Annotated in this window: 16 protein-coding genes; 4 read left to right on the top strand and 12 right to left on the bottom strand. The window is 70.8% G+C overall.

Annotation, left to right across the window (positions count from 1 at the left end; translation table 11 throughout):
• Positions 1–224: 224 nt before the first annotated feature.
• Entirely contained in the window at positions 225–1514 is a 1290-nt protein-coding gene (locus tag G5C60_RS15050) for a glycosyltransferase (protein ID WP_338145823.1), read from the top strand.
• 356 nt (positions 1515–1870) lie between these two features.
• Here G5C60_RS15050 and G5C60_RS15040 read toward each other — a convergent pair whose 3' ends face one another.
• The 7 genes from G5C60_RS15040 to G5C60_RS15010 form a co-directional block, all read right to left on the bottom strand.
• Entirely contained in the window at positions 1871–2854 is a 984-nt protein-coding gene (locus G5C60_RS15040; protein ID WP_165259249.1) for a DMT family transporter, read from the bottom strand.
• Positions 2855–2887: 33 nt separating this feature from the next.
• Complete coding sequence (gene hpnR / locus G5C60_RS15035; protein WP_165259246.1) at positions 2888–4384, bottom strand: hopanoid C-3 methylase HpnR; 1497 nt, start codon at positions 4382–4384, stop codon at positions 2888–2890.
• A gap of 115 nt (positions 4385–4499) precedes the next feature.
• A complete protein-coding gene (locus tag G5C60_RS15030) occupies positions 4500–5069 on the bottom strand; it encodes a retropepsin-like aspartic protease (RefSeq protein WP_165259244.1) in 570 nt (189 codons plus the stop codon).
• Positions 5070–5178: 109 nt separating this feature from the next.
• Positions 5179–5679: a hypothetical protein gene (locus G5C60_RS15025; RefSeq protein WP_165259242.1), complete on the bottom strand. Its 501-nt coding sequence runs from the start codon at positions 5677–5679 to the stop codon at positions 5179–5181.
• Between the two features lie 182 nt (positions 5680–5861).
• Positions 5862–6554 carry a response regulator transcription factor gene (locus tag G5C60_RS15020; protein ID WP_165259239.1) on the bottom strand — a complete coding sequence of 231 codons (693 nt, stop codon included), beginning with the start codon at positions 6552–6554 and terminating at the stop codon, positions 5862–5864.
• Positions 6551–7759 carry a sensor histidine kinase gene (locus G5C60_RS15015; protein ID WP_165259237.1) on the bottom strand — a complete coding sequence of 403 codons (1209 nt, stop codon included), beginning with the start codon at positions 7757–7759 and terminating at the stop codon, positions 6551–6553. The genes G5C60_RS15020 and G5C60_RS15015 overlap by 4 nt, the downstream gene beginning before the upstream one ends.
• A gap of 112 nt (positions 7760–7871) precedes the next feature.
• Positions 7872–10130 (bottom strand): MMPL family transporter, encoded by a 2259-nt coding sequence (locus G5C60_RS15010; protein ID WP_165259235.1) that lies wholly within the window; start codon positions 10128–10130, stop codon positions 7872–7874.
• Between the two features lie 264 nt (positions 10131–10394).
• Between G5C60_RS15010 and G5C60_RS15005 the strand changes: the two genes are divergently transcribed.
• Both G5C60_RS15005 and G5C60_RS15000 read left to right on the top strand, forming a co-directional pair.
• Positions 10395–11879, top strand: coding sequence for an AlkA N-terminal domain-containing protein (locus tag G5C60_RS15005; protein WP_165259328.1), 1485 nt, complete (start codon positions 10395–10397; stop codon positions 11877–11879).
• A gap of 35 nt (positions 11880–11914) precedes the next feature.
• A complete protein-coding gene (locus G5C60_RS15000) occupies positions 11915–12418 on the top strand; it encodes a methylated-DNA--[protein]-cysteine S-methyltransferase (RefSeq protein WP_165259233.1) in 504 nt (167 codons plus the stop codon).
• A gap of 10 nt (positions 12419–12428) precedes the next feature.
• Here the strand turns inward: G5C60_RS15000 and G5C60_RS14995 are convergent, their stop codons facing one another.
• Entirely contained in the window at positions 12429–12821 is a 393-nt protein-coding gene (locus tag G5C60_RS14995) for an SgcJ/EcaC family oxidoreductase (protein WP_165259230.1), read from the bottom strand.
• Between the two features lie 169 nt (positions 12822–12990).
• Positions 12991–13473 carry a carboxymuconolactone decarboxylase family protein gene (locus tag G5C60_RS14990; RefSeq protein ID WP_165259218.1) on the bottom strand — a complete coding sequence of 161 codons (483 nt, stop codon included), beginning with the start codon at positions 13471–13473 and terminating at the stop codon, positions 12991–12993.
• Positions 13474–13672: 199 nt separating this feature from the next.
• Between G5C60_RS14990 and G5C60_RS14985 the strand changes: the two genes are divergently transcribed.
• Positions 13673–14596, top strand: a complete 924-nt coding sequence (locus G5C60_RS14985; RefSeq protein WP_165259215.1) for an RNA polymerase sigma-70 factor — start codon at positions 13673–13675, stop codon at positions 14594–14596.
• A 66-nt stretch (positions 14597–14662) separates the two neighbouring features.
• On the opposite strand, the gene G5C60_RS14980 is transcribed toward G5C60_RS14985, so the two are convergent.
• The 3 genes from G5C60_RS14980 to G5C60_RS14970 all read right to left on the bottom strand — a co-directional run bounded on the left by G5C60_RS14980 (position 14663) and on the right by G5C60_RS14970 (position 18398).
• On the bottom strand, positions 14663–15388 hold the full coding sequence (locus tag G5C60_RS14980) for an SIR2 family NAD-dependent protein deacylase (RefSeq protein WP_165259212.1): 726 nt from the start codon (positions 15386–15388) through the stop codon (positions 14663–14665).
• Between the two features lie 71 nt (positions 15389–15459).
• Positions 15460–17739, bottom strand: coding sequence for a protein kinase domain-containing protein (locus tag G5C60_RS14975; protein ID WP_165259210.1), 2280 nt, complete (start codon positions 17737–17739; stop codon positions 15460–15462).
• Between the two features lie 167 nt (positions 17740–17906).
• Positions 17907–18398 carry an NUDIX domain-containing protein gene (locus tag G5C60_RS14970; protein WP_165259198.1) on the bottom strand — a complete coding sequence of 164 codons (492 nt, stop codon included), beginning with the start codon at positions 18396–18398 and terminating at the stop codon, positions 17907–17909.
• Positions 18399–18412: the final 14 nt, after the last annotated feature.

Below are 18412 nucleotides of genomic sequence, written 5' to 3'. Positions count from 1 at the left end.
AGAGACCGTCCGGTCCGCCCTGCCTGTTCCAGGGCCTGTTCCTGGGCCTCATAACGCGTACGGCGCCACACCCGTGATACGAGCGCAGGGTGACGGGTACTTCGGGTGCCATGGGCGAATCACTTTCCGGGCTTTCGGAACTTTCCGGACCTCCTTCCGCCGCCTCTGTATACGGGCTTCCCGGCACCGGCCCGCAGCATGCCGTCCCCTCCGTCGCGGTCTTGGTGGAACTGCTCAGGGACGGCTCGGCAGGCGGTCACGTCAAGTGCTGGGAGCACTTCGCCGAGGCGGCGGCCACTTACTCCGGGCCCGGCCCCGGCGTGGACCTGACCGTGTACGTCCTCGGTGAGCGGGAGTGTGTGGAGCCGCTGTCGCCCCGCGTGCGGTTCGTGTCCCTGCGCCCTGTGCTCAGCACGGCGGCCCTGATGCCCGCGGTCGGCGGAGTCGACATCGCCGATCTCGCGCCGTTCCACCCCCGACTGTCCAGGCTGCTGCCGCGCCACGACGTCTGGCACCTCACGCACACCTTCGCGTTCGCCTCGACGGCGGCCCACCTGGTCCGCCGCGGGGCTCGGGCGGGGACACCGGTGCGGCAGGCCGTGGTGGGTTCCCTCCACACGGACGTGCCGGCCCTGGCGTCCGTGTACGTACGTCAATTGGTCGACAAAGCTCCTGCCCTGTCCTGGGTGGCCGGCCGGTTCCCCGGTGGCGGCGCGCCGGAGGCGGTCGCCAGGCTGGCCCGGCGGCGGCGCGACGGGCTGATCCGCTTGTGCGACCACGTGCTGGTCGCCTCGCCGAAGGACCGCGCCGAGATCGGCGCGGTGACGGACTCCGACCGGGTCTCGCTGCTGCGGCGCGGCATCGACCGCGAGCGGTTCCGGCCCGATCCCTGGGCCCGGGGCGCACTCGCCCGTGCCCATGGTGTGCCCGTGGACCGGCCGCTCATCCTGTTCGTGGGCCGTGTCGACGCCTCCAAGCGCGCCCTGCTGCTCGCCGAGGCGGTGCACCGGATGAGGCGCCAGGGACACGACGTCCATCTGCTGATGGTCGGGTCGGGCGCCGACGCGGGCCGGGTCGCGGAGCTGCTCGGCCCCGAGGTGACGCTGCTGGGGCCGCAGCCTCAGGACTGGCTGGCCCGTGTGTACGCCGGTTGCGATGTGTTCGCCTTCCCGTCCCGGACCGAGACCGTCGGCAACGTCGTCGCCGAGGCCATGGCCTGCCGCCTCCCCGTCGTGCTGCCCGCGGACGCCCGGACCACACAGTGGCTCGCCGAGCCGGGACGAGACGGTCTGGTCGTACGGCACGACGACGCGGAGGGCTGGGCGCGGATGCTGACCGAGCTGGTGACGCGGCCTGAGCTGCGCCGCGTGGTGGGGGCGCGGGCGGTCGCCACGGCCCGGAACCGGCACCCCACCTGGGCCCAGGTCTTCGCCGACGACCTGCTCCCGGTCTGGCACGAGGCCGCGGCCAAGCCCTCGGCCGCGCCCATCAGACCGGCCGCTTCCCGCGCGTGAGCCCACCGGCGCGCATCACGGCCGGAAGTCCGTGGTGTGCTCGGGCTCCGCGTGCCCGTCACCGGGCCAGCCGGGCCAGCCGGGCCCGCCGGGCCAGCCGGGCCAGCCGGGCCCGCCGGGCCAGCCGGGCCAGCCGGGCCAGCCGGGCCCGCCGGCCAGCCGGGCCCGCCGGGGTGATCTGGGCTGCCGGGCAGCCGGGGCTGCCGGGCGCAACGGGGTCGCTGGGGCTGACGGGCCCGCCGGGGTCACTGGGGCCGGGGTCGCCGGGATCGGTGGGCTCGGCGGGGTTGCTGGGCCTGCCAGAGTTACCGGGCCAGCTGGCCTGTTCGGGGCTGCTGGCCTCATGGGCTGCTGGGTCAGCTGGGGCGTTCGGGGCTGCCGGCCTCGCGGGGGCTGCCGAGGCCGCCAGGTCCGCCGGGTCCGCCAGGCCCGCCAGGCCCGCCGGGGCCTTTGGACGCGAGCCCCCGCCGGTCATGCGCCTGCCCCCGGTGGAGCGCGGCGATCACGGGCGACGAGTTCAGCCGGACGATCCCGAAGACCGTCAGGCATACGCCCAGGACGGTGAAGCCCGAGGTGGGCCAGCCGAGGTGCAGGGTCTCTCCGAACAACGTTGTTCCGGTCGCGATGGCCACGGCGGGTTCGGTCGCGTCGATCACTGTCATCGTGGCGGCCAGCGGCCCCGCCTGGAACGCGCTCTGGATCAGCAGCAGCCCGGCGACACTGGCGATGACCAGCAGATACGTCTGCCACGCCGTGAACAGCGCGAGCAGCCCCCGCTCCATGTGCGCGACCGTGATGGCCAGCAGCACGGACTGGAAGCCCATGACCGTTCCGCCGGCGAGGGCCACGAGGGACGCCTGCCAGGTACCGCCGACGAAGCGGCGCGCCACCAGCGCGCAGACCGTCACCCCGCAGACCGAACCCAGCGTCATCAGCCAGGGGCCGAGATCCGCGCCCGTCGAGCTGCCGCCGTGCGGCCGTGCGGTGGACAGAGCGGCCGCCAGACCGGCCGCCACCGCGAGCGTGCCACCCCACTCCCGGGCCCCCAGCCGCATCCGGCCCAGTCGCGCCGACAGCGGCACGGCGAAGATCAGCTCACAGACGATCAGCGGCTGCACCAGGCTGAGCGGCGCGGAAGCCAGGGCCAGGGCCTGGAACCCGTACGCGAGGAAGGCGAAGGCGATCCCGGACAGCCACATCGGCTGCTGGGCCAGATGGCGCAGCAGGGTCAAGGACAGAGCCTCCTCGGCCGGCCGGGCACTGGCCGCCCGCTGCTGGAGTACTCCTGCCAGGGCGAAGCAGGCGCCCGCGGCGAGTGAGGCGAGGACGGCGATCGGCATGCCGGATGCCTTGTCCTTGGGGGTCGCGGCCGGTCAGCGCTGCGGTCCGGGAGGCTTCGCGTGGGCGGCGGGCCGGGTGTGGACGTACAGCTCGCGGCGGTCGCCGAGGTCGGCATGCGGGGGCAGGGGCAGTTCGTAGCGCACCGGACGGGCGTGGTCGTCGAGCTGCCGTTGCGGGTTGTAGACCCGGTTGAACTTCCACAGCATGCGGGCGAAATTGGTCTGGCCGTGGGCGAGGTTGCGGCCGAGGACGCGTGCCGCGCCGAAGGCGGTGCGCAGCCCCAGGTGCTTGTGGTGGAGCACGGCCTGGGTGCGGACCAGTTCCCGGTAGAAGACGTCGAGCGGCAGTGCCGTGGGCACGACGGCGTGCTGGATGTCGAAGAGCCGGTAGTCGCGGGTGGTCAGCCGGCGCGACTCGGTGTGCCAGATCTCCGTACCCGGATAGGGCGTCATCACGGTGAGGTGGACGATCTCCGGTACGGACAGCGCGAACTCGCGGACGATCCGGAAGCGTTCCTCGTCCCAGGCCGGGTCCACGATCAGGTTGATGGCGACGTTGATGCCGAGTTTGCGGGCCACCTCGAGGGCGTGGAAGTTCTCGTCGGGGCTGACCCGTTTGCGGTACAGCTCGAGGCCCGCCTCGTCGAGTGCCTCCATGCCGAGGAACATGTAGCTCAGACCCAGGCGGGCCCAGCGCTCGAAGACCTCCGTGTTGCGCAGCAGCACGTCGCTGCGGGTCTCCAGGTAGTAGCGCTTGCGGATCCGGCGGCGTTCCACCTGCGCGGCGATGGCGTCACCGTGCTCGGGGCGGATGAAGGCGACGTCGTCGACGATGAACACGTTGGGCTCTTGAATGGACGCGAGCTCGTCGGCCGCCGCTTCCGGGGACGCCTTGCGGTAGCTGCGGCCGTAGAAGGTCCACGCCGAACAGAACGAGCAGTCCCAGGGGCAGCCGCGGGTGAATTCGATGGAGGCGCACGGGTCGAGTTCCCCGATGAAGTACCGGCGGCGGTGACGCATGAGGTCGCGGGCCGGGCGGGGCGTGTCGATGCTGTGCAGCAGCCGAGGGGCGGGTCCGTGGCCGTCAAGGGTGACCACGCCCGGGACGCCCGCCACGCCGCCTTCGCGGACCGCCTCGAGAAGCGGGGCCACGGCCGGCTCGCCCTCACCACGGATCACCGCGTCGACGGATCCCTCCGCCTGCGTGAGCACATCCTCGGCGACGAACGAGACGCTGTGGCCGCCGAAGAAGACGAAACAGCCGGGTACGGCCTGCTTCGTCCGTTCGGCGATCTCGATGGCCTCCGGAATGTTGGCGAGGTAGTTGAGCGAGATGCCGAGCGCGTCCGGCTGGAAGGACGCCAGTTCCGTCCTCAGATCGGCGTGGTCGAGCACCTGGAGGTCCACGACCCGTACGTCATGACCTGCGTCGCGGGCGGCGCCGGCCACTCGTTCAAGACCGAGCGGTTCCAGCCTGAGGAAGATCTCCGAGTACATCAGGGCACTGGGGTGGACGAGCAGTAGGCGCATGGGTCACCTCGAGACGGAGACGGCTGCCGCTGTTCAAACAATGCCAAAGCCCACAGTTTTCGGCTCTTCGGGAAATATCGGTCACCGCTACCGGGTCATCCGCCGACTCACCCCGTCAGCCCGGCGGAAACCGGAGCGTCTCGTCCTCGTAGTCCACGGTGATCCACCCGAAGTCGCCGAGCACGTCGGAGCCGAGCAGGCCGTGGATGTTCCGGCCACCCGCGAGTCCGCCGAGGTCGATGACCGTGGCCTCGGCCGGGTCCAGGCGTACGTCGCCCGCACTCCAGCGCGGCACCTCGACCACCGGCACCGTGTCGGTGCCGGTGACACCGCTGATGAGCTGCCGTTCGCCGGTCCTGGCCAGATCGAGCCTCCGTACGACGTCGTCGTCGACGGCACTCGACGAGGCACCGGTGTCCAGGGCGAACGTGAAAGGCCCCTCGCCGAGGATGCTCACGCGAACGAAGACCATCCTCTGTCCGCCCCCTTCGACCACCGTCAGCGGGACCTCCCGGGCGGCCTCGGCCGACCGGCTCGGGGAGCTGCCGGACTCACCGGACGCGCCGGACTTGCCGGAGCCATCGGTCGAGATCTCGGCACACCCCGCCAGCAGCGCCGCGGTCAGACACAGGGCGACCGCACCGCCGCGTGCCCTTCCGGCGTGACGCGAAAGGGAAAGAGACATGATGGCGACTCCTTGTCTCCACTCTCGTCCGTGTCTCCGCTCTTGTCCGTGTCTCGGCTCTTGTCCGTGTCTCGGCTCTCGTCCGTCTCCTCTTGGTTACTCGCCGCTCTCACCCGCCGGAGTGCCCGCGCGCCTGTGCGGCAAACGGCCCTGAGGGGTACGCCGTATCGCCGCCCGCCTCGGGAGCGCCCGTCCGGTGACCCAGGGGGATGCGGTGGCCGGTGAGCTGGGGCCGGGTGAGGGCTAGGAACCAGGTGTCGGGGGAGAGTGCGAAGCCGTGGGCGGCGGCGGTGCGGCGGCATGCCCGGATGCCGGGGAGGCTGACGACCCAGCGGGGCCTCGCGGTGACGGTGACGCTGAGAGCCGATCGGGGCAAGTCGGTCAGGTCGTCGCACTGGAGCACGACGGGGCGGCGCGGCGAGACCACCGCGCTGAGGTCGTGCCGGATCTCGCTCGACTCCGGGAGAAGGGCCACCGGTTCTCCGTCGAGGTGGATCAGTGCGACGAGTTCGATGTGCGGCTGACCGCGGCGGGTGACGGCAAGCCGGGCGGCCGGGGTGCAGGCCAGCACGTCATGGCACTCTCGCTCGCTCAGCTGCCTGTGATCCACGGCTCGGCCCTCCGCCGAGTGCCCTCGTGACGGGGCACGGACGGTTACGGATCTCCCTTGTGAACGTTCCGCCGGGGTCCGGGGCCGACGCCCCCGGCTGCGTGGGGATGTGGGACATGGCCGAGGGCGCAATTCCACTTTCGTACGGGCGTGCCGTGCCGGCAAGGAGGCGGGGGCCTGTCCTACGCGGTTCTGTTCGGCGGCAGCGGGGCGGGCCGTACGAGGCCGGACTGGTAGGCGATGACGACCAGTTGGGCGCGGTCGCGGGCGTCGAGCTTGGTCATGGCGCGCTGGACATGGGTGCGTACGGTCAGCGGGCTGAGGACGAGGATGTCGGCGATCTCGGTGTTCGACTTGCCCTCGGCAGCCAGGGCCATCACCTCGCGTTCGCGGGCGGTGAGCGCGGCGAGACGTTCGGGCGGAGCCAGCTGGTTGCCGGCCTCCGGGGTGGTGAGGAAGCGGGTGATGAGGGCGCGCGTGGCCACGGGCGAGAGGAGGGACTCCCCGGCGGCCACGGTGCGGATGCCGTCGAGGAGCGCGTCGGCGGTGACGTCCTTGCCGAGGAAGCCGCTCGCGCCCGCACGCAGGGCCTGGGCGACGTACTGGTCGGTCTCGAAGGTGGTGAGGATGAGGACGCGGGTGGCGGACAGCTCCGGGTCGGCGCACAGCGCGGCCGTCGCCGCCAGGCCGTCCGTGCCGGGCATGCGGATGTCCATCAGGACGAGGTCGGGGCGGTGGACGCGGGTGAGGTCCAGGGCCTCGCTGCCGTCGGCGGCTTCGGCGACCACCTCCATGTCCTCGCAGGAGTCGATCAGGATCCTGAAGGTCGCCCGCAGCAGGGCCTGGTCGTCGGCGAGCAGTACGCGGATGGTCATGTGTTCCGTTCCTCGAGTGCCACGTCCTGGGGGTGCAGGGGCAGTGTGGTCGTGACCTCGAAACCGCCCTGCGGGCGATGCCCGGCCTGGAGGTCGCCGCCCACCGAGTGGGCGCGCTCCCGCATGCCGACCAGGCCGAAGCCACGCCCCGGGGCCGGGGTGGCGGGAGTGGTGGCGGTCCCGTTGTCGGTGACGGTCACGGTCAGCCGGTCCCGGGAGTACGCGAGCTGTACGTACGCCGCCTTCGCGGAGGCGTGTTTGGTGACGTTGGTGAGGGCCTCCTGCACGATGCGGAACGCCGTCAGGTCCACTCCCGGTGAGAGCGGTCGCGGCGTGCCCTCGGCGGTGACGGTGACCTTGATGCCGGCGGTCCGGCACGCGGCGGTCAGTTCGGGGAGCCGGGCGAGTCCGGGGGCCGGTTCCAGCGGCGTCTCGGAGTCGTTCGTCTGGCGCATCAGGCCGACGGTCGCCTTGAGTTCACGCAGCGCCGAGGAGGTCGTACCGGCAAGGTCGTCGAGGATCCCCTGGACCTGGTCGGGGTGGCTGCGCGCGAGGTGCGCGGCGGTGCCGGCCTGGGCGTTGGCCAGGGCCATGTGGTGGGCGACGACATCGTGCAGCTCACGGGCGATGCGCATACGCTCCTCGGCGACCCGGAGGCGTGCCTCCTCCTCGCGGCTGCGTTCGGCGTACTCGGCGCGGGCCTGCACGGCCTCCAGATAGGCACGGCGCACCCGGGCCCCGCTGCCGGCCGCGACCGGCAGCAGTACCCAGATGGTGGGGGCGATCGCCTGCAGAACCAGCGGATAGTCGGCGCGCCTGACGATCACCACGGTGGTCACCAGCAGCACGACGGCGACGAGCAGGTAGACGCGTGTCGTCCTGCGGTCGGTTAGGGCGGCCAGCCAGTAGAGCGCCGCCATGACCGGTGTCATCAGGAGGGGATTGAGCATGTAGCCAAGACCGCCGGCGGTCGTGACACAGAGTGTGGTGACGACGACGGCGGTGCGGGGGTGGGGGCGATGCCACAGCAGGGCGCCACAGGAGACGACCGCGAGCAGCGCGGCGGGCATCAGCTGATCCGGCTGCTCGTGCTCCGGAATGCTGAGCGTGCCGCCGAGGACGGCGAAGCCGAACACCGCGGTGGCTGCCGCCAGGTCGGCGGCACGGGGATGGCGCTCCGTGTACCGTTCCAGGCTGATGATCATGGGATCTCCGGTCAGAGGGTTCGGGACCATGGTGGACGACGCCGTGTCCGCACCGTCGGCGAGGGCCGCCCGCGTCCACCACGGGCGGCCCTCGGGCGCGGGTCCGGGGGGATCAGACGCGCGCCGCCTCCCGGTCGGCCGGATCGGCAGGGTCGGCCGATCCGGCCGGGACCGGAGTGAGAGAGGACCGGCGGGTGAGGGCTTCTCCCTCCACGTCGATGTCGGGGAGCAGCCGGTCCAGCCAGCGGGGCAGGTACCAGGCCTTGTCGCCGAGGAGGGCGAGGACGGCGGGGACGAACGCCATGCGGACGACGAACGCGTCGAACAGGACGGCGATGGCCAGCCCGAACCCGATCATCTTGATCATCGATTCGCCGGCGCCGATGAAGCCGGAGAAGACGGCCATCATGATCAGCGCGGCGGCCACGACCACGCGGGCGCTGTAGCGGAAGCCGGAGACTACCGCCTGGCGGGGTCCGTCCCCGTGGACGTACGCCTCCCGCATCCGCGAGACCAGGAACACCTCGTAGTCCATGGCCAGACCGAACACGATGCCCACCAGGAAGATCGGCATCAGGCTCATGATCGGGCCGGTCTGCTCCACGCCCAGCAGTTCGGCTCCATGGCCCTCCTGGAAGACCAGGACGACCGCGCCGAGTGCCGCCAGCACCGACAGCAGGAAGCCGAAGGCCGCCTTGAGGGGCACCAGGATCGACCGGAAGACCACCAGCAGGAGCACGACGGCCAGGCCCACCACGACCACGAGGTAGGGGACCAGCGCGTCCTGCACCTTCTGGGCGACATCGATGTTGACCGCGGTGGTGCCGGTGACCTGGAACGTCGTGCCGGTGGCGGACTCGGTTGCCGGGCGCTCGCCGCGGATGGCGTGGACGAGGTTCTTGGTCTTCTCCTCGCTGGGGCCGGTGGCCGGCACGGCGGAGAACACCGCGGTGTCACCGGCGGGGTTGAACCGGGGCGCCGAGACGGAGACGACCCCCGAGGTGCCGGCGACCTTCTCGGAGATCGTCGTCACCGCGGCCTTGGCGTCGTCGGCTCCCTTGGCGTCCACGACGATGGTCAGGGGCCCGTTGAAGCCGGGACCGAAGCCGTCGGCGAGGGCGTCATAGGCGCGGCGCTCGGTGGTGGCGGTGGACTTGACCTCGTCGCCGGGCATGCCCAGCTGGAGGCCCGTGACCGGTATCGCGACCGCTCCCAGGCCCACGACGCTGAGAAGCAGCACCGTGACGGGGCGGCGCAGGACGAAGCGGGCCCAGCGGCTGCCTCCGTTGTTCACACCGCCCTCCTCGACGCGCCCGCCCTTGACGCGCCCGCTCTTGACCCGCCCGCTCTTGCGGGCCGTGCGGGAGAGCACGGCGTTCGGCCAGAAGCCGAGCAGGGCCGGGACGATGGTCAGTGAGATGAGGACGGCGACGACGACCGCGCCCGCCGCGGCCAGGCCCATCTTGGTGAGCATCGGGATGCCCACCACCGAAAGACCGGCCAGCGCGATGACGACGGTGAGCCCTGCGAAGACGACCGCCGAACCGGCGGTGCCGGCGGCCAGGGAGGCCGCCTCCTGGGGCAGGTGGCCCTTGGCGCGTTCCTCGCGATAGCGGGAGACGACGAACATGGCGTAGTCGATGCCGCAGGCGAGACCGAGCATGGTGGCCAGCGTGCCGGTCGTTCCGGTCAGGCCGAAGGTGCTGGCCAGCGCCATGATCGCGGCCATGCTGACACCGACGCCGAGGACCGCCGTCAGCAGCGGGAGCCCGGCGGCGGCCATCGAGCCGAAGGTCAGCACCAGCACGAGGGCCGCGATGGCGATACCGATCACCTCGCCCGCCGCGCCCGCCGCGGGCTGGGTGGCCAGCGCGTCGCCGCCGACCTCGACCGTCAGGCCCGCGTCCCGGACCTCGTCCATGGCGGCTTCCAGGGACTTCTTGTCGGCGTCGCCGAGTTCGTCGGCCTTCACCTTGAAGTTGACGGTCGCGTACGCCGTCGAGGCGTCCTTGCTCACCGCCTTCGCCTGGAAGGGGTTCACCGCGCTCGTGACCTGCGACCCGGCGGACGCCTCGCCCACGAACTCCTCGATCGCGGACCGGTTGCCGCCCGCGGTGACCTTCTGCCCGTCCGGAGCGACGAAGACGACCCGGGCCGTCGCGCCGTCGGCCGTGGAGCCGGGGAAGCGCTGCTCCATCAGGTCGAACGCCTTCTGGGACTCGATGCCGGGCATCGACATCCCTTCGTCGGCGGCGGCGGGCGCCTTGGCCGCACCGAGGCCGACGGCGGCCAGGACCGCCACCCACAGCAGGGCGACGCACCAGCGCCGCCGGAAGGCCGTACGGCCCAGTCGATAGAGGAAGGTAGCCATGGGGCGGAGGTCTCCATATCTGGTTTCGGGGACCCTGCAAGGCTGTCGGGGAAGCACCCCTCCCGTCGTCGTGCGCCTGCCGACAATGCCGCTACTGAGAACGCAGTACGCGGCCCCCGCTCGTAGTCCTTGATGAGGAGCCCTTGATGAGGAGCCCTCGACGGTGAGTCCTCGATGGGCCCCAGGTAGATGTCGGATTCTCGCCAGCCACCGCCATGACCATGGCCGATGCTGGAGGGCATGCAGAACGGGACCCGGACGGGAATGCACACCGACACCGAGCGCTGCGTACGCGCCGTCCAGTCGAAGGACGCCCGCTTCGACGGATGGTTCTTCACCGCCGTGCTGACCACACGCATCTATTGCCGGCCGAGCTGCCCCGTGGTGCCGCCGAAGCCGGAGAACATGACGTTCCACCCGAGCGCGGCGGCCTGTCAGCAGGCCGGATTCCGGGCCTGCAAGCGGTGTCGGCCCGACACCAGCCCCGGCTCGCCCGAGTGGAACCAGCGCGCCGACGTGGTCGCCCGCGCGATGCGGCTGATCGGCGACGGAGTCGTGGACCGCGAGGGCGTCTCCGGGCTCGCCACGCGGCTCGGCTACAGCACCCGGCAGATCGAGCGCCAGCTCCGCGCCGAACTGGGCGCCGGACCACTCGCCCTCGCCCGCGCCCAGCGTGCCCAGACCGCACGTCTGCTCATCGAGACGACCTCGGTCCCGATGGCCGAGATCGCCTTCGCGGCGGGCTTCTCCTCCATCCGCACCTTCAACGACACGGTCCGCGAGGTCTTCGCCCTCGCACCGAGCGAACTACGCGCCAGAGTCCCCAAGAAGCGGACCAACTCCCCTGTCACATCAGGGGTGTTGACGCTCCGCCTGCCCTTCCGGGCCCCGCTCAACCCCGACAACCTCTTCGGCCACCTTGCCGCCACCGCCGTACCCGGCGTCGAGGAGTGGCGCGACGGCGCCTTCCGGCGAACCCTGCGCCTGCCGTACGGACACGGCGTCGTCGCGCTCACCCCGGCGAGCCCGGCGTCCGACCACATCGGCTGCCGGCTCACCCTCAGCGACATGCGCGACCTGACCGTCGCCATCAGCCGCTGCCGCCGCATGCTCGACCTCGACGCCGACCCGGTCGCGGTCGACGACCAGTTGCGTACGGATCCACTGCTGGCCCCGCTCGTCGACAAGGCACCGGGCCGCCGGGTGCCGCGTACGGTCGACGAGGCCGAGTTCGCGATACGTGCGGTGCTCGGTCAGCAGGTGTCCACCGCCGCTGCCCGCACCCACGCGGCACGCCTGGTCACGGCCCACGGCGAGGCGGTCGACGATCCCGAGGGCGGCCTCACCCATCTCTTCCCGTCCGCCGAGGCGCTGGCCGCGCTCGACCCCGAGTCCCTCGCGATGCCTGCCACCCGCCGCACGACCTTCACCACGCTCGTACGCCAACTCGCCGACGGGGCTCTTCACTTGGGCGTCGAGAGTGACTGGGAGGAGACCCGTGCCCGGCTGCTCGCGCTGCCCGGGTTCGGGCCGTGGACCGTCGACGTCATCGCGATGCGTGCCCTCGGTGATCCCGACGCCTTCCTGCCCACCGACCTCGGAGTCCGCTACGCCGCACAGGAGTTGGGCCTGCCGTCCACACCCGCCGCGCTCACGGCCCGCGCCGCGGCCTGGCGCCCCTGGCGGGCGTACGCCGTCCAGTACCTGTGGGCGACCGGCGACCACCCGATCAACTTCCTTCCCGTATAAGCCCGTAAGCCTGCATGAGCCGGTAAAGGACGTTCATGAAACAGCACACCAAACAGCACACCGTGATCGACAGCCCGTACGGACCCCTCACGCTCGTCGCCACCGACGGCGTCCTGTCCGGCCTCTACATGACCGACCAGCGCCACCGACCACCGGAGGAGACCTTCGGCGTACCCGACGACACGCCTTTCGGCGAGACGATCGACCAGCTGAAGGCCTATTTCGCGGGCGAGTTGAAGGATTTCGACCTGCCCCTGCGCCTCGACGGCACACCTTTCCAGCGCACGGTCTGGGACCAACTCCGGCGCATCCCCTACGGCGAGACCCGCTCATACGGCGAACTCGCCGACGCCCTCGGCAACCCGAAGGCCTCCCGCGCGGTGGGCCTCGCCAACGGCAGGAACCCGGTCGGCATCATCGTGCCCTGCCACCGCGTGGTCGGCGCGAACGGAAGCCTCACGGGTTACGGCGGCGGCCTCGACCGCAAGAAGCGGCTGCTGGACTTCGAACGGGGTGCGGGCCTCTTTCAGAGCTCCTGACAGATGAGCCTCAATGGTCCTGCACTTCGGTGTTCTGGCAGGCGTGCAGCCGCCAACTCCCGTCAGGCTGCTTGGTCATGACGTACAGCGGGGCGCCCTCCGAGTCGCCCTCTGCCGAGTGGTAGACCTGCCGGACCTTCACGGCCGCCACATCGGGTCGCAGGAACTGCGTGTGGGCCACCTCGTACGTGACCTCGCCGTCCCAGCTTGCCTGGGGCAGAACGGCGCGGGTGAACTCGGCGATCGCGTCCAAGCCGATGAGGACCTTGCCGTGGGCGGTCGTCCACAGGGCGTCGGGGTGGAACAGGTCGAGGAACCCTTCGGCGTCTTTGGTGCGCTGAGTGCGCTCGACGGTGGCCACGACCTGTTCGATGGCCTTGAGATCTGCGGTTTCAGTGTTCATGCAGATCACTCTGTGACCTCAAGCATGCTTGAGGTCAAGCGCACGGGCTCGAACACGAGTCCTTAAAGGGCTTGAGACCCGCGGGGGTGGAGGTGACCGCGCTGCTGGACCGGCCCGGGTCGAACGATCCAGGGCCGGCCCGGCGGCATCGATGGCGATCAGACGGCGATCAGACGGCGATGGTGGCGAGATTGCCGGGCTCGTAGGCGCCGCCCTGGTTGTTGAAGATCACGCCGAGCCGGTTGGTCGCGTTCATCATGGCGATCAGGGAGACCAGCGCGATGACCTGGTCGTCGTCGTAGTGCTTGCGCACTTGGCCCCAGGTCTCGTCGGAGACACCCTCGTAGGCGATGAGGCGCGTGCCTTCCTCGGTGAGGGCCAGTGCGGCCCGCTCGGCCTCGGTGAACACGGTGGAGTGGCGCCAGGCGGCGACCAGGTTCAGCCGGGCCGAGGTCTCACCGGCGGCCGCGGCGTCCTTGCCATGGATGTCGACGCAGAAACCGCAGCCGTTGATCTGGCTGGCGCGCAACTGCACCAACTCCTGGGTCGGCTTGGGCAGCGGTGACTCCTGGATCACCTGGCTGACGGCGAAGATCCGCTTGGCGATCTTGGTGCCGATCTCGTGGGCGAACAGGTTCATACGGGGTTCCATCACAACGTCCTCGCTTGTGGAATCGTGTGCCGCGCGGATCGTCCGCGCAGCGTCCTGACGCACACAAGGCGCAGGTCGCCACGGCCCTGTGACAGCACGGCGATGTGACGTAGACCACCGAGCTTCTGTGTCACAAGACAGGGAGTGGCGGCGTCTTGTGCGCGACACGAACCACAGACGCGACAGGCGGGAGCCGACGATGGACGAGCGCACCGAGCGAGCGACCGGCGTGACCGGGCAGGGCCCTCGCGCCGGGCGGACGGACTCCGCCACCGAGGCGTTCGTCGCCCATCGCAACCTGTTGTTCACCGTCGCCTACGAGATGCTCGGCTCCGCAGCCGACGCCGAGGACGTCCTTCAGGAGACCTGGCTGCTCTGGGCGGACGTCGACCACGACACGGTGCGGGAGCCGCGTGCCTTCCTGGTCCGCATCACCACGCGCCAGGCGTTGACCCGGCTGCGTACGCTGCGTCGGCGCAAGGAGTCCTACGTCGGCCCCTGGCTGCCCGAACCCCTGCTCACCGCGCCCGATGTCGCCGAGGACATCGAGTTGGCCGACAGCGTCTCCATGGCGATGCTGCTCGTGCTGGAGACGCTCGCGCCGACCGAGCGGGCCGTGTTCGTGCTGCGCGACGTCTTCGATCTCGGGTACGACGAGATCGCACAGGCCGTCGACAAGTCCCCCGCTGCGGTCCGGCAGATCGCCCACCGCGCACGAGCCCACGTCGCGGCGCGCCGGCCGCGCGAGGTCGTCTCCCCGGCCCAGACGCGCAGTGCGCTCGCGGCTTTCCAACAGGCCGTCCAAACGGGCGAGTTGCAGCACCTGCTGGACATGATCGCTCCGGACGTCGTGCTGCTGACCGACGGCGGCGGAGTCGTACGGGCCGCACTGGAGCCCGTCGTGGGCGCCGAAGCGGTGGCCGACGTGCTGAGCAGGCTCACGTCCGCGACCTGGCAGCCGGCCCAGGTCAACGGCCACCCGGCCCTGATCCTGCGCACGGGCGGCGAGATCGACACCGTGCTGGCGGTACGCCTCGAAGGCGGCCTCATCACCGGGCTCTACGCCGTTCGCAACCCCGAGAAGCTGTCACGCATCGACCGGGAAACCGCAGTGGGCCGCTGAGCCCGGACCGATCCGCATGCAGGGACACGTTGTTGCTGCCCTTTGTGCCATCCGAGGTCCTGCAGATCAACCGGCGATCTTGCGCAGCAGCTCCGGCAGGGCCGTCCCGATCGGCTCCCGTACGACCTCGTCGGCCTGGTCGTCGTACGGCGTCGGCTCGGCGTTGACGATGACCAGCCGCGCCCCGTGCTCGGCGGCGAGACCGGCGAGACCGGCGGCGGGCTGCACCTGGAGGCTGGTGCCGACGGCGATGAACACCTGGCAGGCCTTGGTGATGGCGATCGCCTCACCGAGGACCGCGGGGTCGAGCCGCTCGCCGAACATCACCGTCGCCGACTTCAGGATCCCGCCGCACTCCAGGCACGGCGGATCCTCCTCGCCCGCCGCGACCCGCGCCAGGGCGTCCTCCATCGGGGCCTTCGCCTGACAGCCCGTACACACCACGGTCCGTGCGGTGCCGTGCAGTTCGAGCACCTTCCTGGCCGGCATCCCGGCCAGCTGGTGCAGCCCGTCCACGTTCTGCGTGATCACCCGCACCGGCACCCCGGTCCGCTCAAGATCGGCCACCGCCCGGTGGGCGGCGTTCGGCTCGGCCAGCAGCGTCCGGTTCTTGCGCCGCATCTGCCACGACCGCCGTCGGATCTCCGGATCACCCATGTAGTACTCGTACGTCACGAGCTTCTGCGCTTCCGGATCCCGCTGCCACAGCCCGTTCGGGCCGCGGTAGTCGGGGATGCCGGAGTCGGTGCTGATACCGGCCCCGCTGAGAATCGCGACGAGAGGCTTGTCCATGTGGCGAGGGTAAGGACCCCCGTCCGATCCGAGCCAGCGGAAATAGGTCTTGGCAGGGGAAACAGGTCTCGTCAGGGAGTCGGCACCCCGTACGTCCGGTCGAAATGGTGGGCCACCAGGTGCCCGGCGCCGTCGCTGGCGAGCTGCCAGTCGTGGACGCCGGTCTCCAGGCCGTCGGTGAAGTTCCACAGGAGCTTGCCCCGAGCGGCGTCGATCGCGTAGAAGCCGTTGCCGTTCTGGAAGGCCGGGACGTAGACCTCACGGGGGGTGGCGACGATCGGGTGGTCGGTGTTGAGGCGTGGGGTCGGGCAGAACCAGCGCTTGTTGCCGTTCGCCGCGTTGAAGGCGTACACGCCGGAGGGGGCCGTGCCGGTGGCGTAGACCGTGTTGCCGGCGACGCCGAGGGAGGCGAACTGGCCGCGTTCGGCGCGCACATTCCAGCGGGTTCCCCCGGTGGCGAGGTGAAGCGCCATGAGTTCCCGGCCGACGGCGAAGACCGTTTGGCCCAGCACTGCCAGACCCGGCCGGAGATCGTAGCCGACGGGATGCCTCCACCGGACAGGGCTGTCGCTGCTGTCGGTGTCCCGGGCCGTCACATTGCGAAACCCGTCGGCATAGATGAAATTGCCGGGGGAGACGACCGGTTCCAGCGGGATACCGACGTCCTCGGGGCTGATGGGCGTGATGTCGGCCCGGCCGGCCTTGAGGTCGATGCCGAAGACCGTGTTCGTGGACGTCGCGACGCCCTGCTCATCGGACCGGCGCTGGAGCCGGAGACCGAAGACGGTGACGACACGGTCACTGATCCTGCCGAACAGCGTGTCGAACCGGAAATCCGCTCCGAAGTCGAACGTGAAACGCTCCGTGCCCTTGTCCGGGTCGACACCGATCACCGTCGCGCCCTCGCCCAGCGCGACCGCGGCGCCGCGGGCGAAAACGACCGGGGTGGGCGACTGGCTGATGCCCTGGTAGACCCACTTGGGCCGGGTTCCGTCCTTGAGGTCGAGGGCGACCATGTTGCCCGGGCGGGTCTTGACCAGTGCCGTTCCGCCCCGGAACACAGGGGGTGCCTGAACGAGCGGATCGCTGCGGTACGTCCAGAGCGGTCGCGGAGCCGGGCCGAGCGGTTCCACGGCCTGCTTGTCCGCCTTGTCTCCTCGGGTGATCAGCAGGGTGGTGCTGACGACGACGGCGGTGGTGCCCGCTGACGCGGCGAGAATCGCGCGCCGGGAGAGGCCACGTCGCGCAGGGGCTCGGCGATGCACGGGGGAGGCGGAGGGTTCCGGCCCGCAGGGCTGGGGGACGGCGGGCACCTCGGACGCGTGGCCGGAGCCGTAGGAGTGGCCTGTCGGCGGCGACGCCGGGGTGGCGGGCGCCCCATACCGGCCGTACGCGCGCGGAGCCGAGCCGCCCCGGACGGCGGAGACCGGGACCCGGTCGCGCGATCGGCTGCGCGACGGGGTGTCCAGAGCCCTCAAGGCCGCCGTGCGGCGGGCGATCGACGACGCCACCGGCGCGGGCAGCCAGCCGCGCTCCAGCGTCTGCTCCACGCCACCGGGCGCACAGGCCGCGTACAACCGGTCCGCGGTGATCCGAAGACGTGGATCCTTGGGGAGACACAGGCTGATGATCTCGTCCAACGGCTTGGGTACGCCCGTCAGGTCGGGCGCGTCGTGCACCACCTGGTAGAGAAGGGTGGCCGCCGCGAAACCGATGAACGGGGCGTGACCGGAAGCGGCGTACGTGAGCACCGAACCGAGGGAGAAGACGTCCCCGGCCGGCCCGGTCGGAGCACCGGTGGCCTGCTCGGGGCACATGTACTCGAGGGACCCGAAAATGGTTCCGGCGTTGGTGAGGTCATAGCCGTCGTTCGCCCGGACGATGCCGAAGTCGATGACGCGCGGACCGTCGGCGGCGAGCAGCACATTGGACGGTTTGAGGTCGCGGTGCACCAGTCCCGCGGAGTGCACGTCGAGCAGCGCCTGAGCTGCGCAGGCTCCCAGCACCAGCACCGACGGCACCGGTAGCGGCCCATGCTCGGCGACCGCCTCTTCCAGGGTCGGACCGGGTATGTAGGGGGTGGCCAGCCAGGGCGTCGCGGCATCCGGATCGGCGTCCACCAAGGGCACCGTGTATCTGCCGCCGACCGCTTGCGCGGCCGCCACCTCCCGACGGAAGCGGATACGGAAGGTCCGGTCCGCAAGCTTCTCGGGGCGGATGACCTTGACCGCGACCGCGCGTCCGTGCGAGGAGGCGGCCAGATAGACCTGGCCCATGCCCCCTGCGCCGAGCCGCGCCAGGAGGCGGTAGGGACCTAGCTCCTCGGGATCGTCTGGGCCCAGTGGATCCATGACCTCAGCTGCCTGTTCTCGGGGCATGCGCAGGAGTGCCCCAGCTCTGGGACGAGGCGTGCCGGCAGGATCGCCCGTGCACACTTGAAAGTTAGAATAGAGGCTGGAGTGACAACTGGGGGCGATTTTCAGTTAGTTGGTTGGCCGAAACGGTCAGTATCCGTCAGTCAGGCCACCCGGTGACCGTTCTCCAGCTCCACCGCCCCCGAACCGTCCGCCAGAACGTCCAGCGCGGCCAGCACCCGCCGCCCCAGCGCGCCCGGCAGATACTCGCCGAACTCCTCGGGGGAAACGAGGCGCCAGGACAGCAGTTCCTCCTCCTGGAGCCGGATCGCCTTGAACTGGTCCTCTTCCAGGACACCGCCGTCGTACAGGTACGCCACGATCGGAGGCCGCGCCGCACCCGGCACCCAGTCCACCGCGAGCAGCCGGCCGAGCTCCACATCGAGGCCGATCTCCTCCACGGTCTCCCGGTGGGCCCCCTGCCGCGGAGTCTCACCGGCATCGGACTCGACGGTTCCCCCGGGCAACGCCCATCCCTCGCGGTAGTTGGGCTCGACGAGCAGAACCCGGCCCGCGCCGTCACGGATGAGCGCGGCGGCACCGGCCAGGACGCGGGGGAGGCCGGCGATGTATGCGGCGTAGTCAAGAGTGGTCATTGGGAAAGCCTAAC

The sequence above is a fragment of the Streptomyces scabichelini genome (assembly GCF_011045015.1).
In the GTDB taxonomy this organism is placed as follows: domain Bacteria; phylum Actinomycetota; class Actinomycetes; order Streptomycetales; family Streptomycetaceae; genus Streptomyces; species Streptomyces scabichelini.
Note: the sequence above shows the minus strand (reverse complement) of the source record. Positions and strands in the feature narration are given on the sequence as shown.

Coding starts and splice junctions, on each gene's coding strand:
- G5C60_RS14970 (WP_165259198.1), bottom strand. CDS start 18,398: ATGACCACTCTTGACTACGCCGCATACATCGCCGGCCTCCCCCGCGTC.
- G5C60_RS15040 (WP_165259249.1), bottom strand. CDS start 2,854: ATGCCGATCGCCGTCCTCGCCTCACTCGCCGCGGGCGCCTGCTTCGCC.
- G5C60_RS14980 (WP_165259212.1), bottom strand. CDS start 15,388: ATGGACAAGCCTCTCGTCGCGATTCTCAGCGGGGCCGGTATCAGCACC.
- G5C60_RS15010 (WP_165259235.1), bottom strand. CDS start 10,130: ATGGCTACCTTCCTCTATCGACTGGGCCGTACGGCCTTCCGGCGGCGC.
- G5C60_RS15020 (WP_165259239.1), bottom strand. CDS start 6,554: ATGACCATCCGCGTACTGCTCGCCGACGACCAGGCCCTGCTGCGGGCG.
- G5C60_RS14985 (WP_165259215.1), top strand. CDS start 13,673: ATGGACGAGCGCACCGAGCGAGCGACCGGCGTGACCGGGCAGGGCCCT.
- G5C60_RS15005 (WP_165259328.1), top strand. CDS start 10,395: ATGCACACCGACACCGAGCGCTGCGTACGCGCCGTCCAGTCGAAGGAC.
- G5C60_RS14975 (WP_165259210.1), bottom strand. CDS start 17,739: ATGGATCCACTGGGCCCAGACGATCCCGAGGAGCTAGGTCCCTACCGC.
- G5C60_RS14990 (WP_165259218.1), bottom strand. CDS start 13,473: ATGGAACCCCGTATGAACCTGTTCGCCCACGAGATCGGCACCAAGATC.
- G5C60_RS15015 (WP_165259237.1), bottom strand. CDS start 7,759: ATGATCATCAGCCTGGAACGGTACACGGAGCGCCATCCCCGTGCCGCC.
- G5C60_RS14995 (WP_165259230.1), bottom strand. CDS start 12,821: ATGAACACTGAAACCGCAGATCTCAAGGCCATCGAACAGGTCGTGGCC.
- G5C60_RS15000 (WP_165259233.1), top strand. CDS start 11,915: ATGAAACAGCACACCAAACAGCACACCGTGATCGACAGCCCGTACGGA.
- hpnR (WP_165259246.1), bottom strand. CDS start 4,384: ATGCGCCTACTGCTCGTCCACCCCAGTGCCCTGATGTACTCGGAGATC.
- G5C60_RS15030 (WP_165259244.1), bottom strand. CDS start 5,069: ATGTCTCTTTCCCTTTCGCGTCACGCCGGAAGGGCACGCGGCGGTGCG.